General features: G+C 40.1%; 19 protein-coding genes and 1 pseudogene. 8 read left to right on the top strand and 12 right to left on the bottom strand.

Annotation, left to right across the window (positions count from 1 at the left end):
- Positions 1–24: 24 nt before the first annotated feature.
- The 4 genes from ACE1CI_RS20320 to ACE1CI_RS20305 all read right to left on the bottom strand — a co-directional run bounded on the left by ACE1CI_RS20320 (position 25) and on the right by ACE1CI_RS20305 (position 5,290).
- Positions 25–162, bottom strand: a complete 138-nt coding sequence (locus tag ACE1CI_RS20320; protein ID WP_413261172.1) for a hypothetical protein — start codon at positions 160–162, stop codon at positions 25–27.
- 55 nt (positions 163–217) lie between these two features.
- A complete protein-coding gene (locus tag ACE1CI_RS20315) occupies positions 218–1,588 on the bottom strand; it encodes a diguanylate cyclase domain-containing protein (RefSeq protein ID WP_413261173.1) in 1,371 nt (456 codons plus the stop codon).
- Entirely contained in the window at positions 1,578–4,445 is a 2,868-nt protein-coding gene (locus ACE1CI_RS20310; RefSeq protein WP_413261174.1) for an ATP-binding protein, read from the bottom strand. Before ACE1CI_RS20310 ends, ACE1CI_RS20315 begins: the two co-directional genes overlap by 11 nt.
- 305 nt (positions 4,446–4,750) lie before the next feature.
- The gene (locus ACE1CI_RS20305; protein WP_413261175.1) at positions 4,751–5,290 is read right to left on the bottom strand and encodes a hypothetical protein; all 540 of its coding nucleotides are present in this window, start codon (positions 5,288–5,290) and stop codon (positions 4,751–4,753) included.
- Between the two features lie 276 nt (positions 5,291–5,566).
- On the opposite strand from ACE1CI_RS20305, the gene ACE1CI_RS20300 reads away from it, so the two are divergent.
- The 3 genes and pseudogenes from ACE1CI_RS20300 to ACE1CI_RS20290 form a co-directional block, all read left to right on the top strand.
- Positions 5,567–6,682 carry an RNA-guided endonuclease InsQ/TnpB family protein gene (locus ACE1CI_RS20300; RefSeq protein ID WP_413261176.1) on the top strand — a complete coding sequence of 372 codons (1,116 nt, stop codon included), beginning with the start codon at positions 5,567–5,569 and terminating at the stop codon, positions 6,680–6,682.
- Between the two features lie 601 nt (positions 6,683–7,283).
- Entirely contained in the window at positions 7,284–9,170 is a 1,887-nt protein-coding gene (gene ltrA, locus ACE1CI_RS20295) for a group II intron reverse transcriptase/maturase (RefSeq protein ID WP_496615642.1), read from the top strand.
- A 95-nt stretch (positions 9,171–9,265) separates the two neighbouring features.
- A pseudogene (locus ACE1CI_RS20290) lies at positions 9,266–9,400 on the top strand (RNA-guided endonuclease TnpB family protein); the annotation flags it as partial.
- Positions 9,401–9,653: 253 nt separating this feature from the next.
- Here ACE1CI_RS20290 and ACE1CI_RS20285 read toward each other — a convergent pair.
- The 3 genes from ACE1CI_RS20285 to ACE1CI_RS20275 form a co-directional block, all read right to left on the bottom strand.
- The gene (locus ACE1CI_RS20285; protein ID WP_413263910.1) at positions 9,654–10,178 is read right to left on the bottom strand and encodes a hypothetical protein; all 525 of its coding nucleotides are present in this window, start codon (positions 10,176–10,178) and stop codon (positions 9,654–9,656) included.
- Positions 10,179–10,201: 23 nt separating this feature from the next.
- Entirely contained in the window at positions 10,202–10,636 is a 435-nt protein-coding gene (locus tag ACE1CI_RS20280; RefSeq protein ID WP_413263909.1) for a hypothetical protein, read from the bottom strand.
- Positions 10,637–10,721: 85 nt separating this feature from the next.
- The gene (locus ACE1CI_RS20275) at positions 10,722–10,910 is read right to left on the bottom strand and encodes a CsbD family protein (RefSeq protein WP_413263908.1); all 189 of its coding nucleotides are present in this window, start codon (positions 10,908–10,910) and stop codon (positions 10,722–10,724) included.
- Between the two features lie 635 nt (positions 10,911–11,545).
- Between ACE1CI_RS20275 and uvrB the strand changes: the two genes are divergently transcribed.
- Positions 11,546–13,543 carry an excinuclease ABC subunit UvrB gene (uvrB, locus tag ACE1CI_RS20270; RefSeq protein ID WP_413263907.1) on the top strand — a complete coding sequence of 666 codons (1,998 nt, stop codon included), beginning with the start codon at positions 11,546–11,548 and terminating at the stop codon, positions 13,541–13,543.
- Between the two features lie 50 nt (positions 13,544–13,593).
- On the opposite strand, the gene ACE1CI_RS20265 is transcribed toward uvrB, so the two are convergent.
- The 3 genes from ACE1CI_RS20265 to ACE1CI_RS20255 all read right to left on the bottom strand — a co-directional run bounded on the left by ACE1CI_RS20265 (position 13,594) and on the right by ACE1CI_RS20255 (position 14,771).
- Complete coding sequence (locus ACE1CI_RS20265) at positions 13,594–14,013, bottom strand: hypothetical protein (protein WP_413263906.1); 420 nt, start codon at positions 14,011–14,013, stop codon at positions 13,594–13,596.
- Between the two features lie 4 nt (positions 14,014–14,017).
- Entirely contained in the window at positions 14,018–14,356 is a 339-nt protein-coding gene (locus tag ACE1CI_RS20260) for a hypothetical protein (RefSeq protein ID WP_413263905.1), read from the bottom strand.
- A 61-nt stretch (positions 14,357–14,417) separates the two neighbouring features.
- On the bottom strand, positions 14,418–14,771 hold the full coding sequence (locus ACE1CI_RS20255) for a hypothetical protein (RefSeq protein ID WP_413263904.1): 354 nt from the start codon (positions 14,769–14,771) through the stop codon (positions 14,418–14,420).
- A gap of 157 nt (positions 14,772–14,928) precedes the next feature.
- Here ACE1CI_RS20255 and ACE1CI_RS20250 point away from each other — a divergent pair, with 157 nt between their 5' ends.
- Both ACE1CI_RS20250 and ACE1CI_RS20245 read left to right on the top strand, forming a co-directional pair.
- Positions 14,929–15,414, top strand: coding sequence for a helix-turn-helix transcriptional regulator (locus tag ACE1CI_RS20250; RefSeq protein ID WP_413263903.1), 486 nt, complete (start codon positions 14,929–14,931; stop codon positions 15,412–15,414).
- Positions 15,415–15,457: 43 nt separating this feature from the next.
- A complete protein-coding gene (locus ACE1CI_RS20245) occupies positions 15,458–15,781 on the top strand; it encodes a DUF433 domain-containing protein (protein ID WP_413263902.1) in 324 nt (107 codons plus the stop codon).
- Positions 15,782–15,865: 84 nt separating this feature from the next.
- Here the strand turns inward: ACE1CI_RS20245 and ACE1CI_RS20240 are convergent, their stop codons facing one another.
- The gene (locus ACE1CI_RS20240; RefSeq protein WP_413263901.1) at positions 15,866–17,209 is read right to left on the bottom strand and encodes a cytochrome P450; all 1,344 of its coding nucleotides are present in this window, start codon (positions 17,207–17,209) and stop codon (positions 15,866–15,868) included.
- A 163-nt stretch (positions 17,210–17,372) separates the two neighbouring features.
- Here ACE1CI_RS20240 and ACE1CI_RS20235 point away from each other — a divergent pair, with 163 nt between their 5' ends.
- Complete coding sequence (locus ACE1CI_RS20235) at positions 17,373–18,053, top strand: Coq4 family protein (protein ID WP_413263900.1); 681 nt, start codon at positions 17,373–17,375, stop codon at positions 18,051–18,053.
- A 31-nt stretch (positions 18,054–18,084) separates the two neighbouring features.
- A complete protein-coding gene (locus ACE1CI_RS20230; protein WP_413263899.1) occupies positions 18,085–19,479 on the top strand; it encodes a cytochrome P450 in 1,395 nt (464 codons plus the stop codon).
- A 24-nt stretch (positions 19,480–19,503) separates the two neighbouring features.
- Here the strand turns inward: ACE1CI_RS20230 and ACE1CI_RS20225 are convergent, their stop codons facing one another.
- Positions 19,504–20,334: an FkbM family methyltransferase gene (locus ACE1CI_RS20225; protein WP_413263898.1), complete on the bottom strand. Its 831-nt coding sequence runs from the start codon at positions 20,332–20,334 to the stop codon at positions 19,504–19,506.
- Between the last annotated feature and the right edge of the window lie 12 nt (positions 20,335–20,346).

The raw sequence follows: 20,346 nt of genomic DNA, 5'->3' as shown, positions 1-20,346 counted from the left end.
AGAAAAGGCGATCGCCTTTTTCCTCTATTTACTCTTTCGTGCGGATGTCAAGACTGTTTCGGTTAAGTTTAGTAAACTAAGCGCGATCGCTGAATCTTTGGAGTAATTTAATTCGTGGTGATAGTTTTTAATTTTGTAGCGATCGCTAATCATTCTAATCATTAATTAGCTCTGTGGAAATCTCAATAAAGGAGCTTTTGGCAGCATTTTGTCAAATTTAAAAGTTTACACTAAAGCGATCGCGCCCCTGTTCTTTAGCATCGTACAAAGCTTTATCTGCGAGTCCTACTAACTTATCAGGTGAAATTTCTAACTTAGGTATAACTGAGGAAATACCCAAACTAACTGTAACAAATTCCTTCACGTTTGATTGTGCATGGGGAATTGCCAAATCGTGAACTACTTGTTGAATGCTTTGTGCTACTTTTACACCTCCTTCTAAAGTTGTATTTGGCAGCAGTATGGCAAATTCTTCTCCTCCGTAACGTGCTACTAAATCTGCTGGACGACGGATTACTTTTTGTAATGTTTGCGCTATTTTAAATAAACAATCGTCACCTGCAAGATGACCATAGTAATCATTAAAAGATTTGAATTTATCAACGTCCAATAAAATGAGTGTTAACGGCTGTTTTTCCCGCGTGAGGCGTTTCCATTCTTCTTGCAGCCGTGCATCGAAGCAGCGACGGTTAGCTACCTGAGTTAAACCATCCTGATTTACTAATTCTTCTAGTTTTTGATTGGCTTCTTTGAGAGCCAATTCTATATTTTTACGTTCTGTAATATCACGAATAGTAATAGAAAAACCATCACCTAACTTTACTGCTACAAAATGATACCAACAAGAGTCTCCTGATTCATAGTAAAAATCCCGTTGTAGAGGATTTCCTGTTTCCACCACTTCAACTAAGCTATTAAATAGTTCTGGGTCTATATTCATCAACAATTTTCTGAGCATTAATTTACCAATCATCTCTTCACGGGTGCGTTGAAAAGCTCTCGAAATTACTGGGTTGACAACTAAACAACGAAAATCTTCAATATCTCCGGTTTCGGGATTACGAACAGCTTGCAATGCCGCAATCCCATCGAGTGAACTATTCAAAATACTAGCAAGTAAAGCTCTCGATTGATAAAGTACTTCTTCTGCTTCTCTGCGTTTAATATTTTCTATTTCTAGAAGTTTTTGCTGGCGTTGAATAGTTAACTGACTTTCTAGACGGGCTACGACTTCTTCAATTTGAAAGGGTTTGGTAATGTAGTCTACAGCCCCTAAATTAAAGCCCGTTACTTTGTCGAAAACGTCATCTAATGCACTAATAAAAATAACGGGAATGCTGCGTAAAGTCGCATCGGCTTTGAGAGTCTTACAAACTTCATAACCATCCATTTCTGGCATTTTTATATCTAAAAGGATGACATCTGGGGACTTCACTTTTATGGTTTTTAGTGCCATCCGCCCATTGGTGACGCTGCGAACAGTGTAGCCGAGTTTGAGGAGTGCTTCACTTAGTAATTGTAGATTTTCTAACAGGTCATCTACTATGAGAATGTTACCTTTATTTTCGCTTTCAAAATCAGGGTTCATCGGTTATTAGGGGTTCAACTACATCAACTATATGTTCAAATTGAAATTGACGGGAAAGTTTTGTTAATGATTGGATTAAAATAGTTTCCGTTTGGGGAATTTGTTCTACTAGTTGTAAGACTTGGTTGGTGTTAGCTTCTAGTGCGGCTTTATATAAATGATTAATCCATTCTTGAGACATACAGGTTAGTTGTGTTGATGTCAAAACTGTTTTGGTTAAGTTTTCTGATGTCGCTAGTGGTGTTTCTGCATAGATATATTTGACTCCTAAGTGTTTAGCTAGGATGTCGAAAATAGTGTGTTCGACAAATGGTTTACGAACAAAGTCATCACATCCAGCGGAAAGTACGATCGCTCTCTCTTCTTCTAACACGCTGGCAGTTACAGCAATCACCGCAGTTGCATTACCTTTAGTAGTGGATTTAATCTGTTTTGTAGCTTCGTAACCGTCCATCACAGACATTCTCATATCCATGAAAATTAAATGGGGTTCCCATTCATCCCAAATGGCGATCGCTTCGATCCCATTACTAGCTTCTTTAAGTTCAAATCCCAAAGGAGCGAGCAGTTTAATTAATAATTGGCGATTAATTACTTTATCATCTACTATGAGAATTTTATAGGTTGGTTGATTGGGTGCGAGTCCTAAAACTTTGGGATGTGCTTCCAGCAGATTAGTAACTGCTTGTTGACTCAGTTTGGCTTGAATATAAAATTGGAAAGTTGTGCCTTTTCCTAATTCGCTTTCGACGGTAATATCTCCACCCATTAGTTGGATAAATTTACGACTTATTGCTAAACCTAAACCCGTTCCTTCTTGCATTTCTTTTCCGGCTTGGGCTTGGCTAAAGGCATCAAATAGTTTGGGTAGTTCCCCAGGTGCGATTCCGACTCCGGTATCCCGAATCCGAAAATGGAGATGAAAAACATCTGCGGTTTCTTGCTCTCCGAGAAAGACATTAAGAGTAACTTGACCAACAGAAGTAAATTTGATGGCATTGCTGAGTAAATTAATTAAAACTTGCCGCAATTTTACTTCATCAGTGCAGATATAGCGGGGGACATTTTCTGTACGCTGAAAGAGCAACTTTAAGCCAGCATTAGTAGCGCGTAAATGCAGCATATCTTCCAAATCATCAAGCAAGCAATGGAGATCAAAATTTTTAGTATTGAGGGTGGTTTTGCCTGCTTCTATTTTCGATAAATCAAGAACATTATTAATTAATGTTAGTAAGTACTCGCCACTGCGATAGATAATTGCGGCATTTTCCAATTGGTCAGCAGGAAAGTTTTTGGCACGTAACATCAATTGAGAAAAGCCGAGAATAGCATTAAGGGGCGATCGCAATTCGTGGCTCATATTGGCAATAAATATACTTTTTGCTTGATTGGCAATTTCGGCTTTTTCTTTGGCAATGATTAACTCTGCTGTGCGTTCCTGTACTCTGTTTTCTAAAGTTTCAAAAGAGTTTTGTAACTCTTTTGCCATCACATTAAAAGATGCAGCGAGATTTTCCACCTCAGTAATACCTTGGTTTTGGGCAATGTGAATAAATGGATTTTCCTCGGTGTCTAAATTATGTAAATCACCGTTAGTAATTGCCTGAGTTGCTCGATTTAAGCGGAGAATTGGATTAGTAATCCATCGAGCGGTAACAATACCAATGCCTGTGGCTACCAGGAGAGTAATAGCACAAAATAAAACTGTTAATTTAGCATTTTTCTGAATTTGTTCCATAAAATCTGACTCTGGTACTACCGTGACCACTAGCCAATCTAATCCATAATCATTTTTGTAGGAAATTATGTTTAAAAAATAGTGATTGCCGTTCATATAAAATTTTAATGTTTGCGGCACTGGCAGGGTTTGAAAATCATGATGAAACTTTTGATTTAAATACTGGTAAGAACTTTTGATTGCAGGATTAGACAATTGATTAGCCGTTATTCTTTTAAATTTTAGAGTTCCCGGCTGAGATATCCCGTTTAAGTCTGATTTACCTGATACAAAATAAGATGCTTGTGCGGTGGAATTAGCAATCAGCAGCCCATTGCGCTCCATAATATAAATACCTCCGTGTTGCCCGACTTTTAAATTACGCAAAAAGTCACCCAATTGATTGAGACTAATATTGACCGAGAAAACACCTAATAATTTTTGTGACTTATCATAAACAGGGGTGTACGCATTTAGCACTAAGAGATTGGTGCCACCAATCTGAAACGGTTGGCTCCAACCTGATTTCCTTCTGGCAACTGCTTGGCGATACCAAGGGCGATCGCGCACATCATTCTTTACAGTAGTCTCGACAAGGCGAATCAAATCGCCTTGCTCGTTAATACTATAGGATCTGATTATGGAAGGGTTTTTTGGATCGGAAAGGCTTGCGTCAAAGGGTAACTCTTGTGGTTGAAGATAAGTCGAGATCCCATAGTCTCTGGGACTTACCCGATGACTGAGGCGAAAATCTCCTTGAGGAGTTGCGAATAAAAAAGTTGTCAGGCTTGGAGTCTGTCGATGTTGCAAGATCAGATAGCGGTGCAATTGGTCAAGGTTTTGTAAATTGATCGCTCCGGCATTGAGTGCCGCTATGTGGCGTTGGTTTGCTTGATGGGCAGTCTGCAAATAACGCTTCAGTTCTTCGTTGACTTGCTGCCCAGTATTTTCCATCAATTGTTTGGCAATGTGTTCTACCTCCTCCTGTCCACTGCGATAGGACAAATAGCCCACTAATCCCACAGCCCCGACAATTTGCAAAACAAAGGGGACGATTAACACTAATCTCAGGGGGATTTGTAGCGTTTTTTGGGGTTTGTTAGGGCGTTGGCGTAGCCTCTTTGAAGGAGAATTACTCATCGTGGGTTATTAACGATCGCAACCTGCTGAAAGCACGATCGCTTTTTCTTCTTTTAATACAATAATCTCAGGGGGATTCGTCGAGTTTTTTGGGGTTTATTGGCGCGATCGCTAATCATAAATTATCAAGGATTCGGCTAAGCTAACCAGCTATTTAAATTCATTTAATTTAGATATACAGACGTTAATATGTATATCTGAAAAATCAGGTGACAAATTAATAATTTGAGCAATTAAACCGCAAAAAAACCCAGTTTCAAGGTGAAACCGGGAACAATCTAAAAGAGAGGATGTTAGGTTGCAATCTAATCGAGATAACCCATAAGATTGCCAGCATCCTGATCTTCATTGTCAGCAACGGGACGATTTCCAGAAAAAACAACGGTTTCGGAAATGTGCAGATTACTAGCCATAATAGGACGCATTCCAGAGGAGTTCATCATTTCAGCAACTTTCAAAGTGCTAACGCCAATAGGACGCATTCCAGAGGAGTTCATCATTTCAGCGACTTGAAAATCACTGATGCCAACGGGACGCATTCCAGAGGAGTTAATCATTTCAGCAATTTTTAAATCGCTGGCGACGATCGGACGTATTCCAGAAGAATTGATGGTTTCCCGAACTACCAACCCAGTTGCAGAAATTGGACGGGTGGTAATAGCAGCTGACTCTTGATTTTTTCCAGCAACCGCTAGTTTGGTTGAAGTTTCTGATTCCATATTTGGGGTTTCACCTTCTTTTTGCTCTGTAGCTGTTTTTTTTCCATTGACTTTAGCGGTTTTGTCGCTGTCAATGCCGTTGGTTTTGCCATTATCATTTGCTTTGGCTGTACTGGTAGCGCTCATAACCTAACTCCTCTAAATTATTAAGGGACTTTGCTTATATTGGGGGAAAATCTAAACCACAGATTTTTACTTTAGATCTGAGTTTAGTTCAAAAAATATTATAAAGCTATAAATATCTTTAATTGTGAAGTATAAATAAATTTATCTCAATGGAGCAAGAAGACTCCCGTGGAGAGCGTAGCTTGGCGACCAACGTTCCTCAGATTGAGCGCAGCGAATCCTTACCATTCCATTAAATGTATGTTAAGATATAGAAAACTGAGCTTTTGGAATGTAATGTTTAAGGCGTTTAAATACAGAATCTACCCAACAACCAAGCAAAGAGACTTACTGGTTAAGTCTTTTGGTTGTTGCCGTTGGTTCTACAATTACAGCCTTAACTTAACAACCGAAACTTACAAAAAGACTGGGAAGGGATTAAGTAGAAATGAAATAATCAAACTGCTCCCACAACTCAAGAAAGAGTATGAGTGGTTAACAGAAGCACCTTCCCAAGTTCTGCAACAGGTAGCCTTAGACTTGTCGAGTGGTTTTCTCAACTTCTTTGAAAAAAGAGCAAAGTATCCTAATTTCAAGAAGAAGCATCAAAGACAGTCAATTAGATTCCCTCAAGGGATGAAGCTAAGTGGTGACTATTTAACACTCCCTAAACTGGGAAAAGTTTACTGTAAAGTATCGAGAATTCCAGAGGGTGAGTTTAAATCTGTCACAGTTTCAATGACTCCGGCGGGTGAATTTTATGCTAGTTGTTTGTTTGATGACGGGAAAGACTTGCCGGAACCAATTAAAGATGGTAAAGCGGTAGGAATTGATTTAGGTATTACTCACTTTGCCATTACTTCAGATGGGACTAAACACGGTAATCCTAAATACTACCGTAAGCATGAAAAAAAGCTGGCTAAGTACCTTCATAAATTAGCTTCTAAACAGAAAGGTTCAAGTAACCGCAACAAAGCTAGAAAAAGAGTAGCCAAAGTACATCAGAAAATCACTAGATGTAGGGAAGATTTTCTCCACAAACTAAGTCGTAAATTAGTAGACGAGAACCAAGTCATAGTGGTAGAGAATCTAGCAGTGAAAAACATGATACGCAATCATAAATTAGCTAAGTCTATAGCTGATTTAGGATGGGGACAGTTCTGTACTATGTTGAAATATAAAACGGAATGGGACGGAAAAATCTACATAGAGGTGGATAGGTTTTTCCCTAGTTCCAAGACTTGTAATCACTGTTTACATCAAATTGGCGAACTACCTTTAGATGTTAGGAGTTGGCAATGTCCTAAATGTGGAACTCTACACGACAGGGATATTAACGCGGCTCAAAAGTGCGATTCGTTTAGTCAAAACCGAGAAATCGGGGGACGACTAGCAGTATCAAGTAACCAATAGGTTGAGAAGCACTTAAATCCTTGGTACTGACAACTTCATAACCTTGTGAGTGAAGGCAAGTATCCTAGAAAGCCAAAGTCTCATCCCGAAGACACATCGGTGAAAGCACACAAAGCGCGATATTTGTATCGCGTCCCCCCAGGTAGCGACTAGCCATCAATCCTGGAAGCGGGGGTGAAAGCGGAAAGGTGCTGACAGCCTAAAAGTCAGTTCCCCGTGAGCAAGTCCTTATGGATAACGAAAGTGAAGATGTGTCAGAACCACCGTTACGGCGAACCAGTGAAATCAGGCTGATACACTGGGAGTCCCAAAAGGGCAAAGAATAGGGTAATAGGAGGATTTTTGTCGGTCTACTAAGTGTCACCCGAAAACTCGGTGGAGAGCATCATCATAAAAGGACAAACCAAAGGTTATGAGGAACGAAGTAACCCATTTGATTACTCTCATCCAAGGTCGATTGAATGAGTAGTCAGCTAAGACGAAACCTCTAGGAAACTAGGTAACAAATGGGAGAGATTGAGTCAGAAGCGAATGCCCTATCTAACAGTAGGGATATGCTGACAGACTCACGGTGAAATAGAAGGTAGGGGTACAAGTAGCAATGAAAAAGGCTAAAGCCCGACAATCAGATAAAGATTGGTTGAGGATAGTATGGACATCGGATATACCTAATCAAGCCTGCGAAAACCCAACAGTTACCTGGAGGGATATCCAATGGAAGAAATTAGAACGTCAGGTGTTTAAGTTACAAAAGCGCATCTACCAAGCGTCTCGTCGTGGTGATGTCAGAACAACTCGCGGACTCCAAAAGCTGTTGATGAAGTCCCAGGTTGCAAAACTGCTAGCGGTGCGTAGAGTAACCCAGGATAACCAGGGAAAGAAAACGGCGGGAGTGGACGGGATTAAAAGCCTGACCCCAAAGCAACGTTTTGAACTGGCAAAACAATTAAGACTGGGTTCAAAGGTCAAACCAACTCGGAGAGTATGGATACCAAAACCGGGAACGGAGGAAAAAAGACCTTTGGGAATACCTACCATGAAAGACCGAGCATTGCAGGCGCTTGTCAAAATGGTACTAGAACCAGAATGGGAAGCACGTTTTGAACCTAACTCATACGGGTTCCGACCAGGGCGCTCATGCCAAGATGCTATCGATGCAATATTTCTAGCGATAAAGCAAAAAACTAAATTCGTGCTAGATGCGGATATAGCCAAATGTTTCGATAGAATCGACCACGAACAACTACTACGAAAAACCAATACCTTCCCAACCCTACGGAAACAAATCCGAGCATGGCTAAAAGCTGGAGTGATGGAAGGAAAACAGTTGTTCCCAACATCTGAGGGTACACCACAAGGCGGAGTTATATCCCCCCTGCTGGCTAACATCGCCCTTCACGGGATGGAAAACGCAATCATGGAAGCGGCAGATAATTTCGATATGAAACGTCCTGACGGCACACAATTAAGCAAGAGGGATAAAAGAAAGTCTGTTAGCCTGATTCGTTATGCCGATGACTTCGTTATCCTCCACGAAGACATAACCATTGTCCAACGATGTAAAGAGATAATCTCTGAGTGGTTAAAAGGCATGGGTTTGGAATTAAAGCCAAGTAAAACCCGATTAGCTCACACCCTGAAAGAATATGAATCCGAAAAACCGGGTTTTAACTTTTTAGGGTACAACATCAGACAACACCCCACTGGAAAATATACCAGTGGACGAGTCAAAGGGAAACTACTAGGCTTTAAAACAATCATCACCCCAAGTAAGGAAAGCCAGAAAAGACACTACAAAGAGGTTGCAGAAGTAATTGACAAACATAGAGGGGTAAACCAAGCTGCTCTCATAAAAAGCTTAAACCCAATCATCAGAGGATGGAGCAATTACTACTCAACAGTAGTTAGTCAAAAGGTGTTTGAAAAACTCGACCACCTGATAATCTGGAAATTACTTAAATGGGCAAAACATCGCCATAGAAATAAGGGCAGAAAGTGGAATGTCCAACGATACTTTCAAACCATTGGCGGTGATAACTGGGTATTCGCAACCAGGCAAGAAGGAACCAATCCTCTGCGGTTACTAAAACATAGTTCCACAACAATTAAACGCTATGTAAAAGTCAAAGGCGAAGCGTCACCTTATGACGGAAACCTGGTTTATTGGAGTTCCAGAATGGGAGAACACCCTGAAATGCCAAGTAGAATCTCAACCCTACTGAAGCGACAAAAAGGGAAGTGTACCCACTGCGGATTGTTCTTCAAAGATGAAGATGTAATGGAAATAGACCATATCATCCCCAAATCGAAAGGTGGAAAGGATGAATATAAAAACTGGCAACTTCTTCATCGGCATTGTCATGATACGAAAACTATCTTTGATGGTATTTCAGGCAATAAATCTGACTGTAAAAGTGTCAAGCCAAAGCCGCCAGTTAACTCAGAAATTAAATGGGTTAACGATATGTTGGTAATGACGTTTGTTTGACAAACACTATTTCGCTGAGGAGCCGTATGATGCGAAAGTATCAAGTACGGTTTTGGAGAGCAACGGCTCTCGTGAGAGAGTCGTTGACTTTAATTATCCGAGATGAAGGTTTACGAATGTTAGAGGTAGGGCATACCTCGGTAGCTTCTGGAGAACGAGTCAGACCAAGCAAAGGCACTGCTTTTGTAAGGCATCATTCTGTGAAGGAAGAATCTCACAGCACTGCGTAGCGCAGTGCTGTGAGAGTGTCAAATATGTGAATTTATGTTAATTAAAATCCTGCGACTGAAGTCGTGGTTACACAAACAAAGTCTGCCTTCGCGGACTGGACGAGCAAAGAAAGGGATTATTTAACGGGATTTGGGATGATAGCTCAATAGTGGTGAATATGGTATTTAATCAAAAAAAAGCGACCTAGCTGTTGCCAGATCGTCTCGATCCCTCTTGTTCTTGCTCTCAAACGAGTATGGGTGATGCAGAGTTTTAGGAACGGCGATTGTTTAACCACTTAGCGGCGACGATACCGAGAACGCCAACAACTAAGGGGTTGCTGAGGAATTTCATGATTCCGGGTTTTTCGGCTAAAACGTCGCGGAAAATATCAGGGTGAGAGTGATAAGCGAAAGAAGCTAATTTGGCAACGTCGTCTGCACTCATGCGACTAGCGTGGTGGGTGGAAAGTCCCAATTGTTGCTCTAATTGCCGATCGCTCAATCCCCGTTCTTTTAACTTTTTGAGAAATTCTTTGGCTACATCGTCGCGTTCGTTGGGTTTAATTTGGGCGATCGCATTTCTCAATTCCGGTTCCAATTGGGTGGGGGGAATGCGATCGTGTTGCAAAGATTGACCAAATAATTGGCGACGTTCATCTACTGTAGAACGTTGAGCAAAATCATCAAAATTTTCGTATTCTCTGGAAGGATCGCTAGGTACATCCTTCATCGATTCAACATTACCTTGAGCCAAATCATTCATGACTTGACGTTTATATTCATCGCTGGTTGCCATTATCTTTTTTCTCCATTTATAAATTACGATTCATAGCGAATCTGCTGCGACTGCTGATCGTATTTACCAGTCAAAATCAGTTTTTTATCGGGTGCGTAAACTAAAACTGTTAAATCCTGATTGGGGAAATTTTTGTGAAAACCTTGAAGTAAAGAACTTGCTAAAGGTCTAACTTCATTCGGTTTAACTTGAGGCGTAATTACCACACCCAATTTATTGTTGTCACGCACATAAGCATCCTTGACTAATCCTTTGCTTTGGCGGACTACCCAATCACCAAATTGTTGACCAGAAGTTGTCGAACCTCGTTCGATTTGGTTGTAGGGAGCACTACTATTTGCAGGTAGTTGAGGTCTTTGTGTAGCTACTGAACTGCCACTACAAGCAGTGGTAATGGTCAGGATTAATGCTAAAGTTAGAGCCGTGAGAATTTGACGGCTTTTTTGTAAAAATTGCAAGGTTTTTCCCTCCTTTCACAGCAGGTGTTTCAATGATTAAAAAGGTCTAGATGTAATTTTTCCAGACCTTTTTTTAGGTTAAGTTTTAAGCGCGATCGATCACTTCTTTTGCTTTATCTTTCAGGTCTTCACCAGCATGACGAGCTTGTGCTTCAGCTTGTTTTGCTTTGCCTTCAGCTTTATCTTGGGGATCGCCAGTGACGTTACCGATTGCTTCTTGTGCTTTACCTTCTAAGTTTTTGCCTGTGGCTTTTGCTCTATCTTCTAAACTCATGATAACTTCCTCTCTTTTACTGAATTTTACACAGATTAACTATTAAGTTATTCTGTTTTCTTTGCTACACTTTTAATCTAGGAATAATTCGGCAAATAAACCTCTGACCGAGGGTATATTATTAAGTTGTTAATTCTGATACTCATGGCTTATGCTTTAAGAGGTAGATGTTAGAATTTAAATTGTTTAAACCGCAGAGACGCTCCAGGACGCAGAGAGAAAAGAGATAATTTTTGGATTCGTTAATTAAGGGTAGTAATGCAAGTTGCTAGTTACAAGTCTAGTTCTTTCTTAGCCCCCCTTATTAAGGGGGGTTGGGGGGATCTAAACCTAGTAATCACAGCCTTTAGATCCCCCCTAACCCCCCTTACAAAGGGGGGAACCAGCGGAAGCTTCGCTATTAACTTCACGGGGGGTTGGGGGGATATAAACCTAATAATCACAGCCTTTAGATCCCCCCTAACCCCCCTTACAAAGGGGGGAACCAGCGGAAGCTTCGCTATTAACTTCACGGGGAAACTCCGAAAGAATTAATAACTAGCAACTTGCGTTAGTAGTGAAGAATAAATTAAATAGTTTTTGGGAAATTTAAATAAGTAGAAGATAAAATAAAAGAGTAAGTGGTAGAAATATTTATGAGCCAATTTAATCTGCAAGCCAAGTTTCAGCCAATGGGAGATCAGCCACAAGCGATCGCTGATTTAAGCAAGTATATTTTAGCTGGTCATCGTTACCAAACCTTGCTAGGTGGAACCGGAACAGGCAAAACTTTTACTGTTGCTTCCACGATTGAAAAAGTCGGGAAACCTACTTTAGTTTTAGCACATAACAAAACTTTGGCGGCACAGTTGTGTAACGAGTTACGAGAGTTTTTTCCAGAAAATGCAGTTGAGTACTTTGTCAGTTACTACGATTACTATCAACCAGAAGCTTACATTCCCGTTACTGATACTTACATCGAAAAAACTGCCGCCATTAATGACGAAATTGATATGTTGCGTCACTCAGCAACGAGGTCACTTTTTGAACGCAAAGATGTAATTGTAGTCGCTTCAATTAGCTGCATTTACGGTTTAGGAATTCCTTCGGAATATCTAAAAGCTGCAATTCCTTTTCGCGTTGGACAAGAAATAAATCAAAGGCAAGTTTTACGGGATTTAGCCTCAGTTCAATATAACCGAAACGATACGGAAATTAGCAGGGGACGTTTCCGAGTTCGGGGAGATGTGTTAGAAATTGGCCCTGCTTATGAAGATCGAATTATTCGGGTAGAATTCTTTGGTGATGAAGTTGATGCAATTCGATATGTTGACCCGGTAACAGGGGAAATTCTCCAAAGTTTGGAAGCGATAAATGTTTATCCGGCGCGTCACTTTGTCACACCCGATGAGAAATTGGAAGCTGCTTGTAATGCGATCGAAGATGAATTAAAAGCACAATTAGCCGAATTAGAAAAAGCTGGAAAATTATTAGAAGCGCAAAGATTAGATCAGCGAACTCGCTACGATTTAGAAATGTTGCGAGAAGTAGGATATTGCAACGGCGTAGAAAATTACTCCCGACATTTAGCCGGAAGATTTCCCGGAGAACCGCCAGAATGTTTAATTGATTATTTCCCGAAAGATTGGCTATTAGTAATTGATGAATCTCACGTTACTGTTCCACAAATTCGGGGAATGTATAATGGCGACCAAGCACGAAAAAAGGTGTTAATTGAACATGGTTTTCGCCTTCCCAGTGCAGCGGATAATCGCCCTTTGAAAGCAGAAGAATTTTGGCAAAAAGTTAATCAGTGCGTGTTTGTTTCTGCAACTCCAGGAAATTGGGAAGTTGAGATTTCCGAAAATCGCATTGTCGAACAAATAATTAGACCAACGGGAGTACTAGATCCTGAAGTTTTTGTCCGTCCAACTGAGGGGCAAATTGATGATTTGTTGGGCGAAATTAAAGACCGAGTGAAGCTGCAAGAACGGGTTTTAGTGACAACTTTAACCAAGCGAATGGCAGAAGATTTGACCGAGTATTTGCAAGAAAGAGGAATTAGAGTTCGTTACTTGCACTCAGAAATCCAATCAATTGAAAGAATTGAGATTTTGCAGGATTTAAGAAAGGGTGATTATGATGTTTTGATTGGGGTGAATTTGTTGCGGGAAGGTTTGGATTTGCCAGAAGTTTCTTTGGTGGCAATTTTAGATGCAGATAAAGAGGGTTTCTTAAGGGCGGAACGTTCTTTAATTCAAACAATTGGAAGGGCGGCGCGTCACGTTCGGGGACAGGCAATTTTGTATGCAGATAATTTAACTGATAGCATGGCAAAAGCGATCGAAGAAACCGAAAGAAGACGCGGAATTCAAATGGCATATAACAAAATGCACAACATTACACCGCAACCAATTATCAAAAAGTCAGGAAATTCGATTTTGGCTTTTTTAGAAGTTTCCCGCAGATTAAATTCACAACAGTTGGAAACTGCATATCAACAGTCAGATGATTTATCTTTAGAAGAGGTTCCAGAGTTGATTACGCAGTTAGAAATGCAAATGAAAGATGCAGCGAAAAAGCTAGAATTTGAGGAAGCGGCTAAGTTGCGCGATCGCATCAAACATCTACGCGATAAACTGATTGGGCATTAAGACGTAGGGTGCGTTAGCGCTAGCGTAACGCACCGCACCAGCTATATAAGTTAAGAAGCCTCAACCATGAGTATTTTTTTGTCGTACATCTTTTTTAAAAGCTCCCTATCTTTTAAGTATTCTTCGCTGGTTTCTTGGGATCGATCGCTACTTTTCAATTTATTAGACATTTGCAAAATCATCTCCTCAATAACTTTCCAGAGATCTTCAGTAACCAAGTAACATCTGGAGTTTGGATGTAGGAGATTTTTAGCACCTGTACCTAATAATTTTTCAAACTTTGGATCATCAGCGCTAAGATAAAGACTGATTTCTTCTATCGGTTCAAAAAACGAATCATAAGTGATTTCATCAATGCCTAGTTTTGATTTAAGCTCTTCTTTTAACTTCCTCAAAATAGTTTCAATGTCAGAGCTTTCGATGAATTGAGGATCGTACTTAATTCGGTAAAAGTGAAGACTTTGCCCCATATTTTTACTTCCTGGCTTGCTTAACGTATGCAACTAATTCCGGTAAGCTATTTACTTTTTCTAAAGCTCTAATCAGCCTATCTACTGAATCACAATCATAATATTGTATATCTACGCCAGGACAATCTTCTTTTAGCTTTTCTAAGATTGCTTTATTACTGCTGTCAAGACGATTAACAGGAAATACATAACGAAATCCACTAGGTTGCTGACGTTTCAATAAATTTTTAGCGTCTCTTGTCCAACTTTTCAGACTGTTCTCGTTGAGAGGGCCATCTTTCTTTTCGGGAGAAGATTTGCACTCATAAATGTAATTTCCATCTTTAAAATATTTTGGTTCCATTTGATTGCTCTCAATGCTATGTAAACTTTGCTAAAATTTGGTGGTGTCTGTTCAGGAAAAATTAAGCTGCTCTTCTACGGAAATAAGCATTAACAGTAAATTCATTACCTAATTTGCTAACTCGACTATGTTGTGAAATAGCAATAATTTCACCATTTAATAATCCTCGAATTAAGTCATCTGCTTTTGTAGACAAAGCTACAAAATCTGTGCAGCGTTCGTTATCTTTTAAATTATCTACGTAATCAACACCGGGTTTCATTCCAAACTGTTGCATTAAATCTGTCATAAGAGATTTAAACGTTTTATCAATAGTTGTCCCTTTTTGAAAAGGGTTTAATTCTTTCCAGTCTGGCAACATTTCCAGTGCTTGACTTAAAGCTTTTTTAATCCCATTAATTCCAAATGTTGACATAGATAACCTCAGTTAGTATGTATTAGCTTTGCTTGGTAGTAACTTTTATAACCTTGCTTCTTCTAGAGTAAGCTAGTTAAACCTCAGCTGTTACTAAGCCAAGGCTGTAAATTAAGCTAGGATTTGGCTAGGAAAAATTTTCTGAAGAAGCTTTGTTATGCCATCTACTAACGAACAATTTACCGAAGCGGCTAACCGCTGGGACTTGGAGACGCTATATACAGATTTAGCCTCGGCTAAAGGAAAGCGCCTGACACCCACTGAGAAACTGCACCTGCGGGGCTTGCTTTGCGGTTACAGTCCTGCTGAAATGGCTCAAATACTCCATAAAAGCATTAAGGGTGTTGAAAGCGAAGTATGTACTACTTTGTATCCTTATGTAAAAAATCTTTTGGGTAAGTGTAATGAAAAAGTGGAGAACTGGCGAAATATTTGTGAATGGCTTGAGGAAGCTGGTTATAAATCTAATTTGTATCCTCAACAATTCAATAATTCCATACCTGTTGATATTTTAGGAAAAATTGCTAATATAAAAGTTGAAAAAGATAAAATAACCATTGAAATTGATCTGCGACAAGCAAACCAACCATCTTCAGAAACACCAAAGCAAGAGCTAGATTTTGACAATAATCATAACAATTAGATTTTTGCAACTATAATTAACTGTATAAGATAAGATTATTACTATGCAAACTAACGTAAACATTGGAACATTGATAAGTAGTTCTCCAAAAATACATGGAGGATGCCCAATTATTGCCGGAACAGGAGTTACTGTCAGGCGTATTGCTGCTGATTATAAAATGGGATTGACTGCCGAGGAAATTGTTAAAGAAATTCCTCATTTAACTCTGGCGCAGGTTTATGCAGCATTAGCTTATTATCATGCTAATCAAGCAGAAATCGAGGCTGATTTGGGGTTTCAACAGGCAGAAGCAGAGAGATTAGAAGCTGAATATTGGGTTTGCGATCGCATCAAACATCTACGCGATAAACTGATTGGGCATTAGATAATTTGGGGGCGATCGCACAACCATTTGCGCGATCGATCCATTCGGCTTAAATTTTGTGGAATGGTGCGTTACTAACGCACCCTACTTTTTATTTTTGATTACCATTCTTACACCACCTTTTGGCCCTAATGTAAATCCGCGACGAATCGGTTTAACGGGAGTTTTGTCTGCTAGAGATAGCTGCCAATTTGCCAAAATTGTTGCTAGAACAATCTTCATTTCATAAGGTGCTAAGGCAATCCCAATACAGCGACGAGTACCACCGCCAAAGGGGAAAAATTCATAAGGGGAAAATTGCTTTTCTAAAAAGCGTTCTGGTTTAAATTTTTCTGGTTCTGGGTATAAGTCTTTCCGACGATGAGTTAAGTAAATACAAGGGGCAAGTGATGTACCTGGTTCAAATTCCTTACCCATAATTTTTACAGGAGACTGAGCAACTCTACCAAAGGTAATAAAAAGAATCGGATAAATTCGCAGAGTTTCATTGCAAATTGCTGTTAAATATGGGAGTTTAGCAATTAGATTTGGATCGGGATTTTCTCCTAAACTATCAATTTCATGCAACAATTTATCAAGTACTCCCGGAACATGATGAATTGAGTATAATGCCCAAGCTAAAGAAGTAGCTGTCGTTTCATGTCCTGCCACCAAAAGAGTTAGTAATTCATCATGTAATTCAGCATCAGTCATCGGATTTCCAGCTTCATCTTTGGCTGACATTAGCAGCGAAAGAATATCCTTTCGTGATGGATCGAAATTTGCTCGCCGTTCGTGAATTTCTGCCATCAAAAGTTCGGTAATTTGTGACTGGCGACGGAGGAATTTACTCCAAGGACTCCAAGTACCTAAATCTTTTTGTAATTGGGGAAAGAACAGTAGGGCAGAGTTAAGGGGAGAACTGATATTATCGAGCATTTCACTTAAAAGATGCCGTAATTCTCGATCGCGTTCTCCTTCCTCTAAACCAAAAACTGCTCGTAAAATCACCCGCAAAGTAATTTCTTGCATGACATCTCGGACAATTAAAGTTTGTCCAATTTGCCAATCTTTGGTGACTGCTAAGGTAATATTTCTAATTAATTCTCCGTAGCTGCGAATGTTTTCTCCATGAAAGGGAGGCAATAATAGCTGACGTTCTCGTTTGTGGCGATCGCCATCCATCAAAAATAAAGAATTTTGTCCCGCCAAAGGTCTAGCTAATTCATTGGCATGACCGCTGGCAAACTGTTTATAATCAGCAGTGAAAACTTCTTTTATTGCTTGTGGGTTGGTTAAAAATACGATCGGGCGACAATTTGTACCTACCCGTAAAGTGAACATATCACCATAACGTTGAGCACAGTCATCCATTAATCCTAATGGGTCAGCTATCCATTGAAATAATTGCACGATTCCAGGAGTTTTCGGACCTTGTGGTAGTTTCATGGTAAATTTAGTTTGAGAATCTTAAATCTTGCTATAAATTAGCAGTTATTTCCCATTATATACTCAGGAATTAGGTAAGATTGTAGAGCAAAAAGATAGGGATAATGGTGATAAAATTTACTAGTTACAATCCATAAATTGAAAGTACAACGAGGAGCAGGAAATGCCGATTTTAGAGAACTGGAAACAGCAGTGGCACAGCTTGGTATTGGGATACCATTTTATGCAGTTGGTAAAAGCTCCCTATGGAGATTTTGCCAAAATTGGGCGACTGTCTCAGGAAATTAATGATACTTACGGTATGAAGTTGGTAGCAGAATTTCTCTCGCGCTATCCCCAAGGAAAAAAAGCATTGCAAGAACGATCACGCCTGGGTAATGTAAACCTGCAAGAACTGCATCAATTACCGGAAAATACTTTAGGATATGCTTATGCCAATCAGATGATTACTAATGGTTTTACGCCTCCTCCAGTTCGAGCGATCGCAGACGATCCTTTTTCATTTATTGCCGCTCATATAACTGAAACTCATGACATCTGGCACGTAGTAACGGGATGTCCGACAAATAAAGCTGGAGAGATTAAATTAGAGGCATTTTATGTAGCACAGATTCATCCTTCTCGTTTTTGGATTGCATTACTGGCGAAAAACTTGTTAAAAACTGCGCTGGAAGAAATAGAACTTTGCGAACAACATTTCGATGCGTTAACCCAAGGTTGGTTATTAGGAAAACAGGCAGAACCTTTGTTTGGTATTCAATGGAATCATCTGTGGGAAATGCCTCTGGAAGAATTGCGTACTCAGTTAAAGCTTAATTCTCAGTTTTCATTTAACTTAGTTTAACATTGATAAAAAGATTGGGATATTAACACAAATGTCTGGACTTAAACTACCTGATGGCCCCCGGACTCCCGCCTCGATCCAAACTTTCCAGTGGTTAAGTGACCCTCTCGGATATATGGAAGACTGTGCTCAACGCTATGGTGAGATCTTCACCCTGCGGATTGGGCCAGTTTTTAGTCCGCAAGTATTGATTAGTAATCCCCAGGCGATTCAGAAGGTTTTTAGCACCGATCCAAAACAGTTGGACTCTGGTGAGCCTGCGGGTATAAGATCGCCTTTGTTGGGTGAGCGATCGCTCTTAGCACTCGAAGGAGAACCCCATCAGCGTCAACGCAAGTTGTTGACTCCTCCCTTTCATGGCGAACGGATGCGGGCTTATGGTGAGACAATTTGTGAGATTACCGAAAAAGTAGCTAGCACCTTTCCCATTAATCAACCATTTTCAATCCTATCATCAATACAAGCAATTTCTTTTGAAGCAATTTTAAAAACTGTATTTGGTTTAGAGGAAGGAGAACGTTACGAAAAACTCAAGCAACTTTTGATTGAAATCCTCAATCCAAAGCAACCTTTCATCACAGCAATGATGATAGTTTTCCCATTTCTGCAAACCGATTTAGGTTCGTGGAGTCCTTGGGGCAAGTTTCTGCGCCTGCGCCAACAAGTTGACCAATTACTGTACGCTGAAATTGCAGAACGGAGAACCCAACTCGACCCTTCTCGCACTGATATCCTATCTTTGATGATGGCAGCTAGAGATGAACAAGGGCAACCGATGACCGATGTAGAATTACGGGATGAATTAATCACTCTGTTAACAGCAGGTCACGAAACTACCGCCACTGCTTTAGCTTGGGCATTATACTGGATTCACAAGTTACCAGAAGTGCGGGAAAAATTGCTGCAAGAACTGGATACATTGGGTGATAATCCCGATGGGAATACTATAGCAAAATTGCCTTATTTGAATGCAGTTTGTTCGGAAACTCTGCGCCTTTATCCGGTGGCAATGTTAGCCTTAAATCGATTGGTGAAATCACCTTTAGAAATTATGGGCTACGAGTTAGAACCCGGTACTTTGGTAGTACCTTGTATTTATCTTACTCACCATCGGGAAGATTTATACCCCGATGCAAAACAGTTTAAACCAGAGCGTTTTTTAGAACGTCAATTTTCGCCCTCTGAGTATTTACCTTTTGGCGGTGGCAACCGTCGCTGTATTGGTATGGCATTTGCCTTATTTGAGATGAAATTAGTTTTGGCGACTTTATTAACTCGCTGGGAAATGGCACTTGCAGATAGCAACCCAGTGCAGCCGAAACGCAAAGGTGCCTTATTAGGGCCATCAGAAGGAGTGCGAATGGTGGTAACAGGGATGCGTCGAGAAAATCAGCGAATTATGGAGAGTAGCGCTAGTTTAGTTTGAAGCATTTCAGCCAGAGGATTTCTACTATAAATTCCGTCGCAAGGCATACAGATTGAAAATATTGGAACCCTGAAAGATGGGTTCCTGATCCACTGTAATCTCCGTCAAACCATGTTTCTTTAGTAAAGCAGAGATATTTTCTACTCGACCATTCAAATCATGGACTTCAACTACCACTTGCTTTATTTTTGACCAATCCTGTTCTTCGATGCCTAAAAGCACATCTAATTCGCTTTTTTCTACATCTACTTTCAGCAAGTCAATCCGCTCCACATGATGTTCGCGAATTATATCTGATAACTTTCTTAGCTCACAAGTAACCTGCTCTATTTGAAAAGCTTTTTTTGTTGTCTGGTCGAGAACAAACGATCGCAGAAATGCCGGAAGCCAACGCAACCACCGTAGGGAACTCGGCGCGTATTCCAGATTGCTAAGGATAACTTTTTTTAATTGCAATCTTAACTCTTTTGAATCTTCTGGGTACGCATTAGACAACGCTGTAGCATGGGGATAGTAAGCGAAATTTATTGCCTTAGATTCCTGTGAAAGTCCGTAGTTAAAAACTTTGATTTTTTCTGGATCTAAGCGTTGGGCATTGCATTGCAGCACTTCAAAAATAGATGGAATCGGCTCGAAGGCATAGACGCTCACATCTTTATTACACATCTGATATACCCAGAGTGTAAACAAACCAATATTAGCACCCACATCAAACACTATGTCGCCTTTCTGAACTTTAATACCATTTCTGAAGTACTCCTGGATTTGTGAGTAAAGAATTGGTACTTCTTCTTCCCGAAGGCAAAATATATTCATTCCATTGGGAAGTATAGTTTCAGGAATTAAAGATTGCATAGATGTATAACC

Source organism: Floridaenema flaviceps BLCC-F50 (genome assembly GCF_041929275.2).
In the GTDB taxonomy this organism is placed as follows: Bacteria; Cyanobacteriota; Cyanobacteriia; order Cyanobacteriales; family Aerosakkonemataceae; genus Floridanema; species Floridanema flaviceps.
The sequence above is the reverse complement of the archived record's forward strand: the minus strand, read 5'-3'. Positions and strand labels throughout refer to the sequence as shown.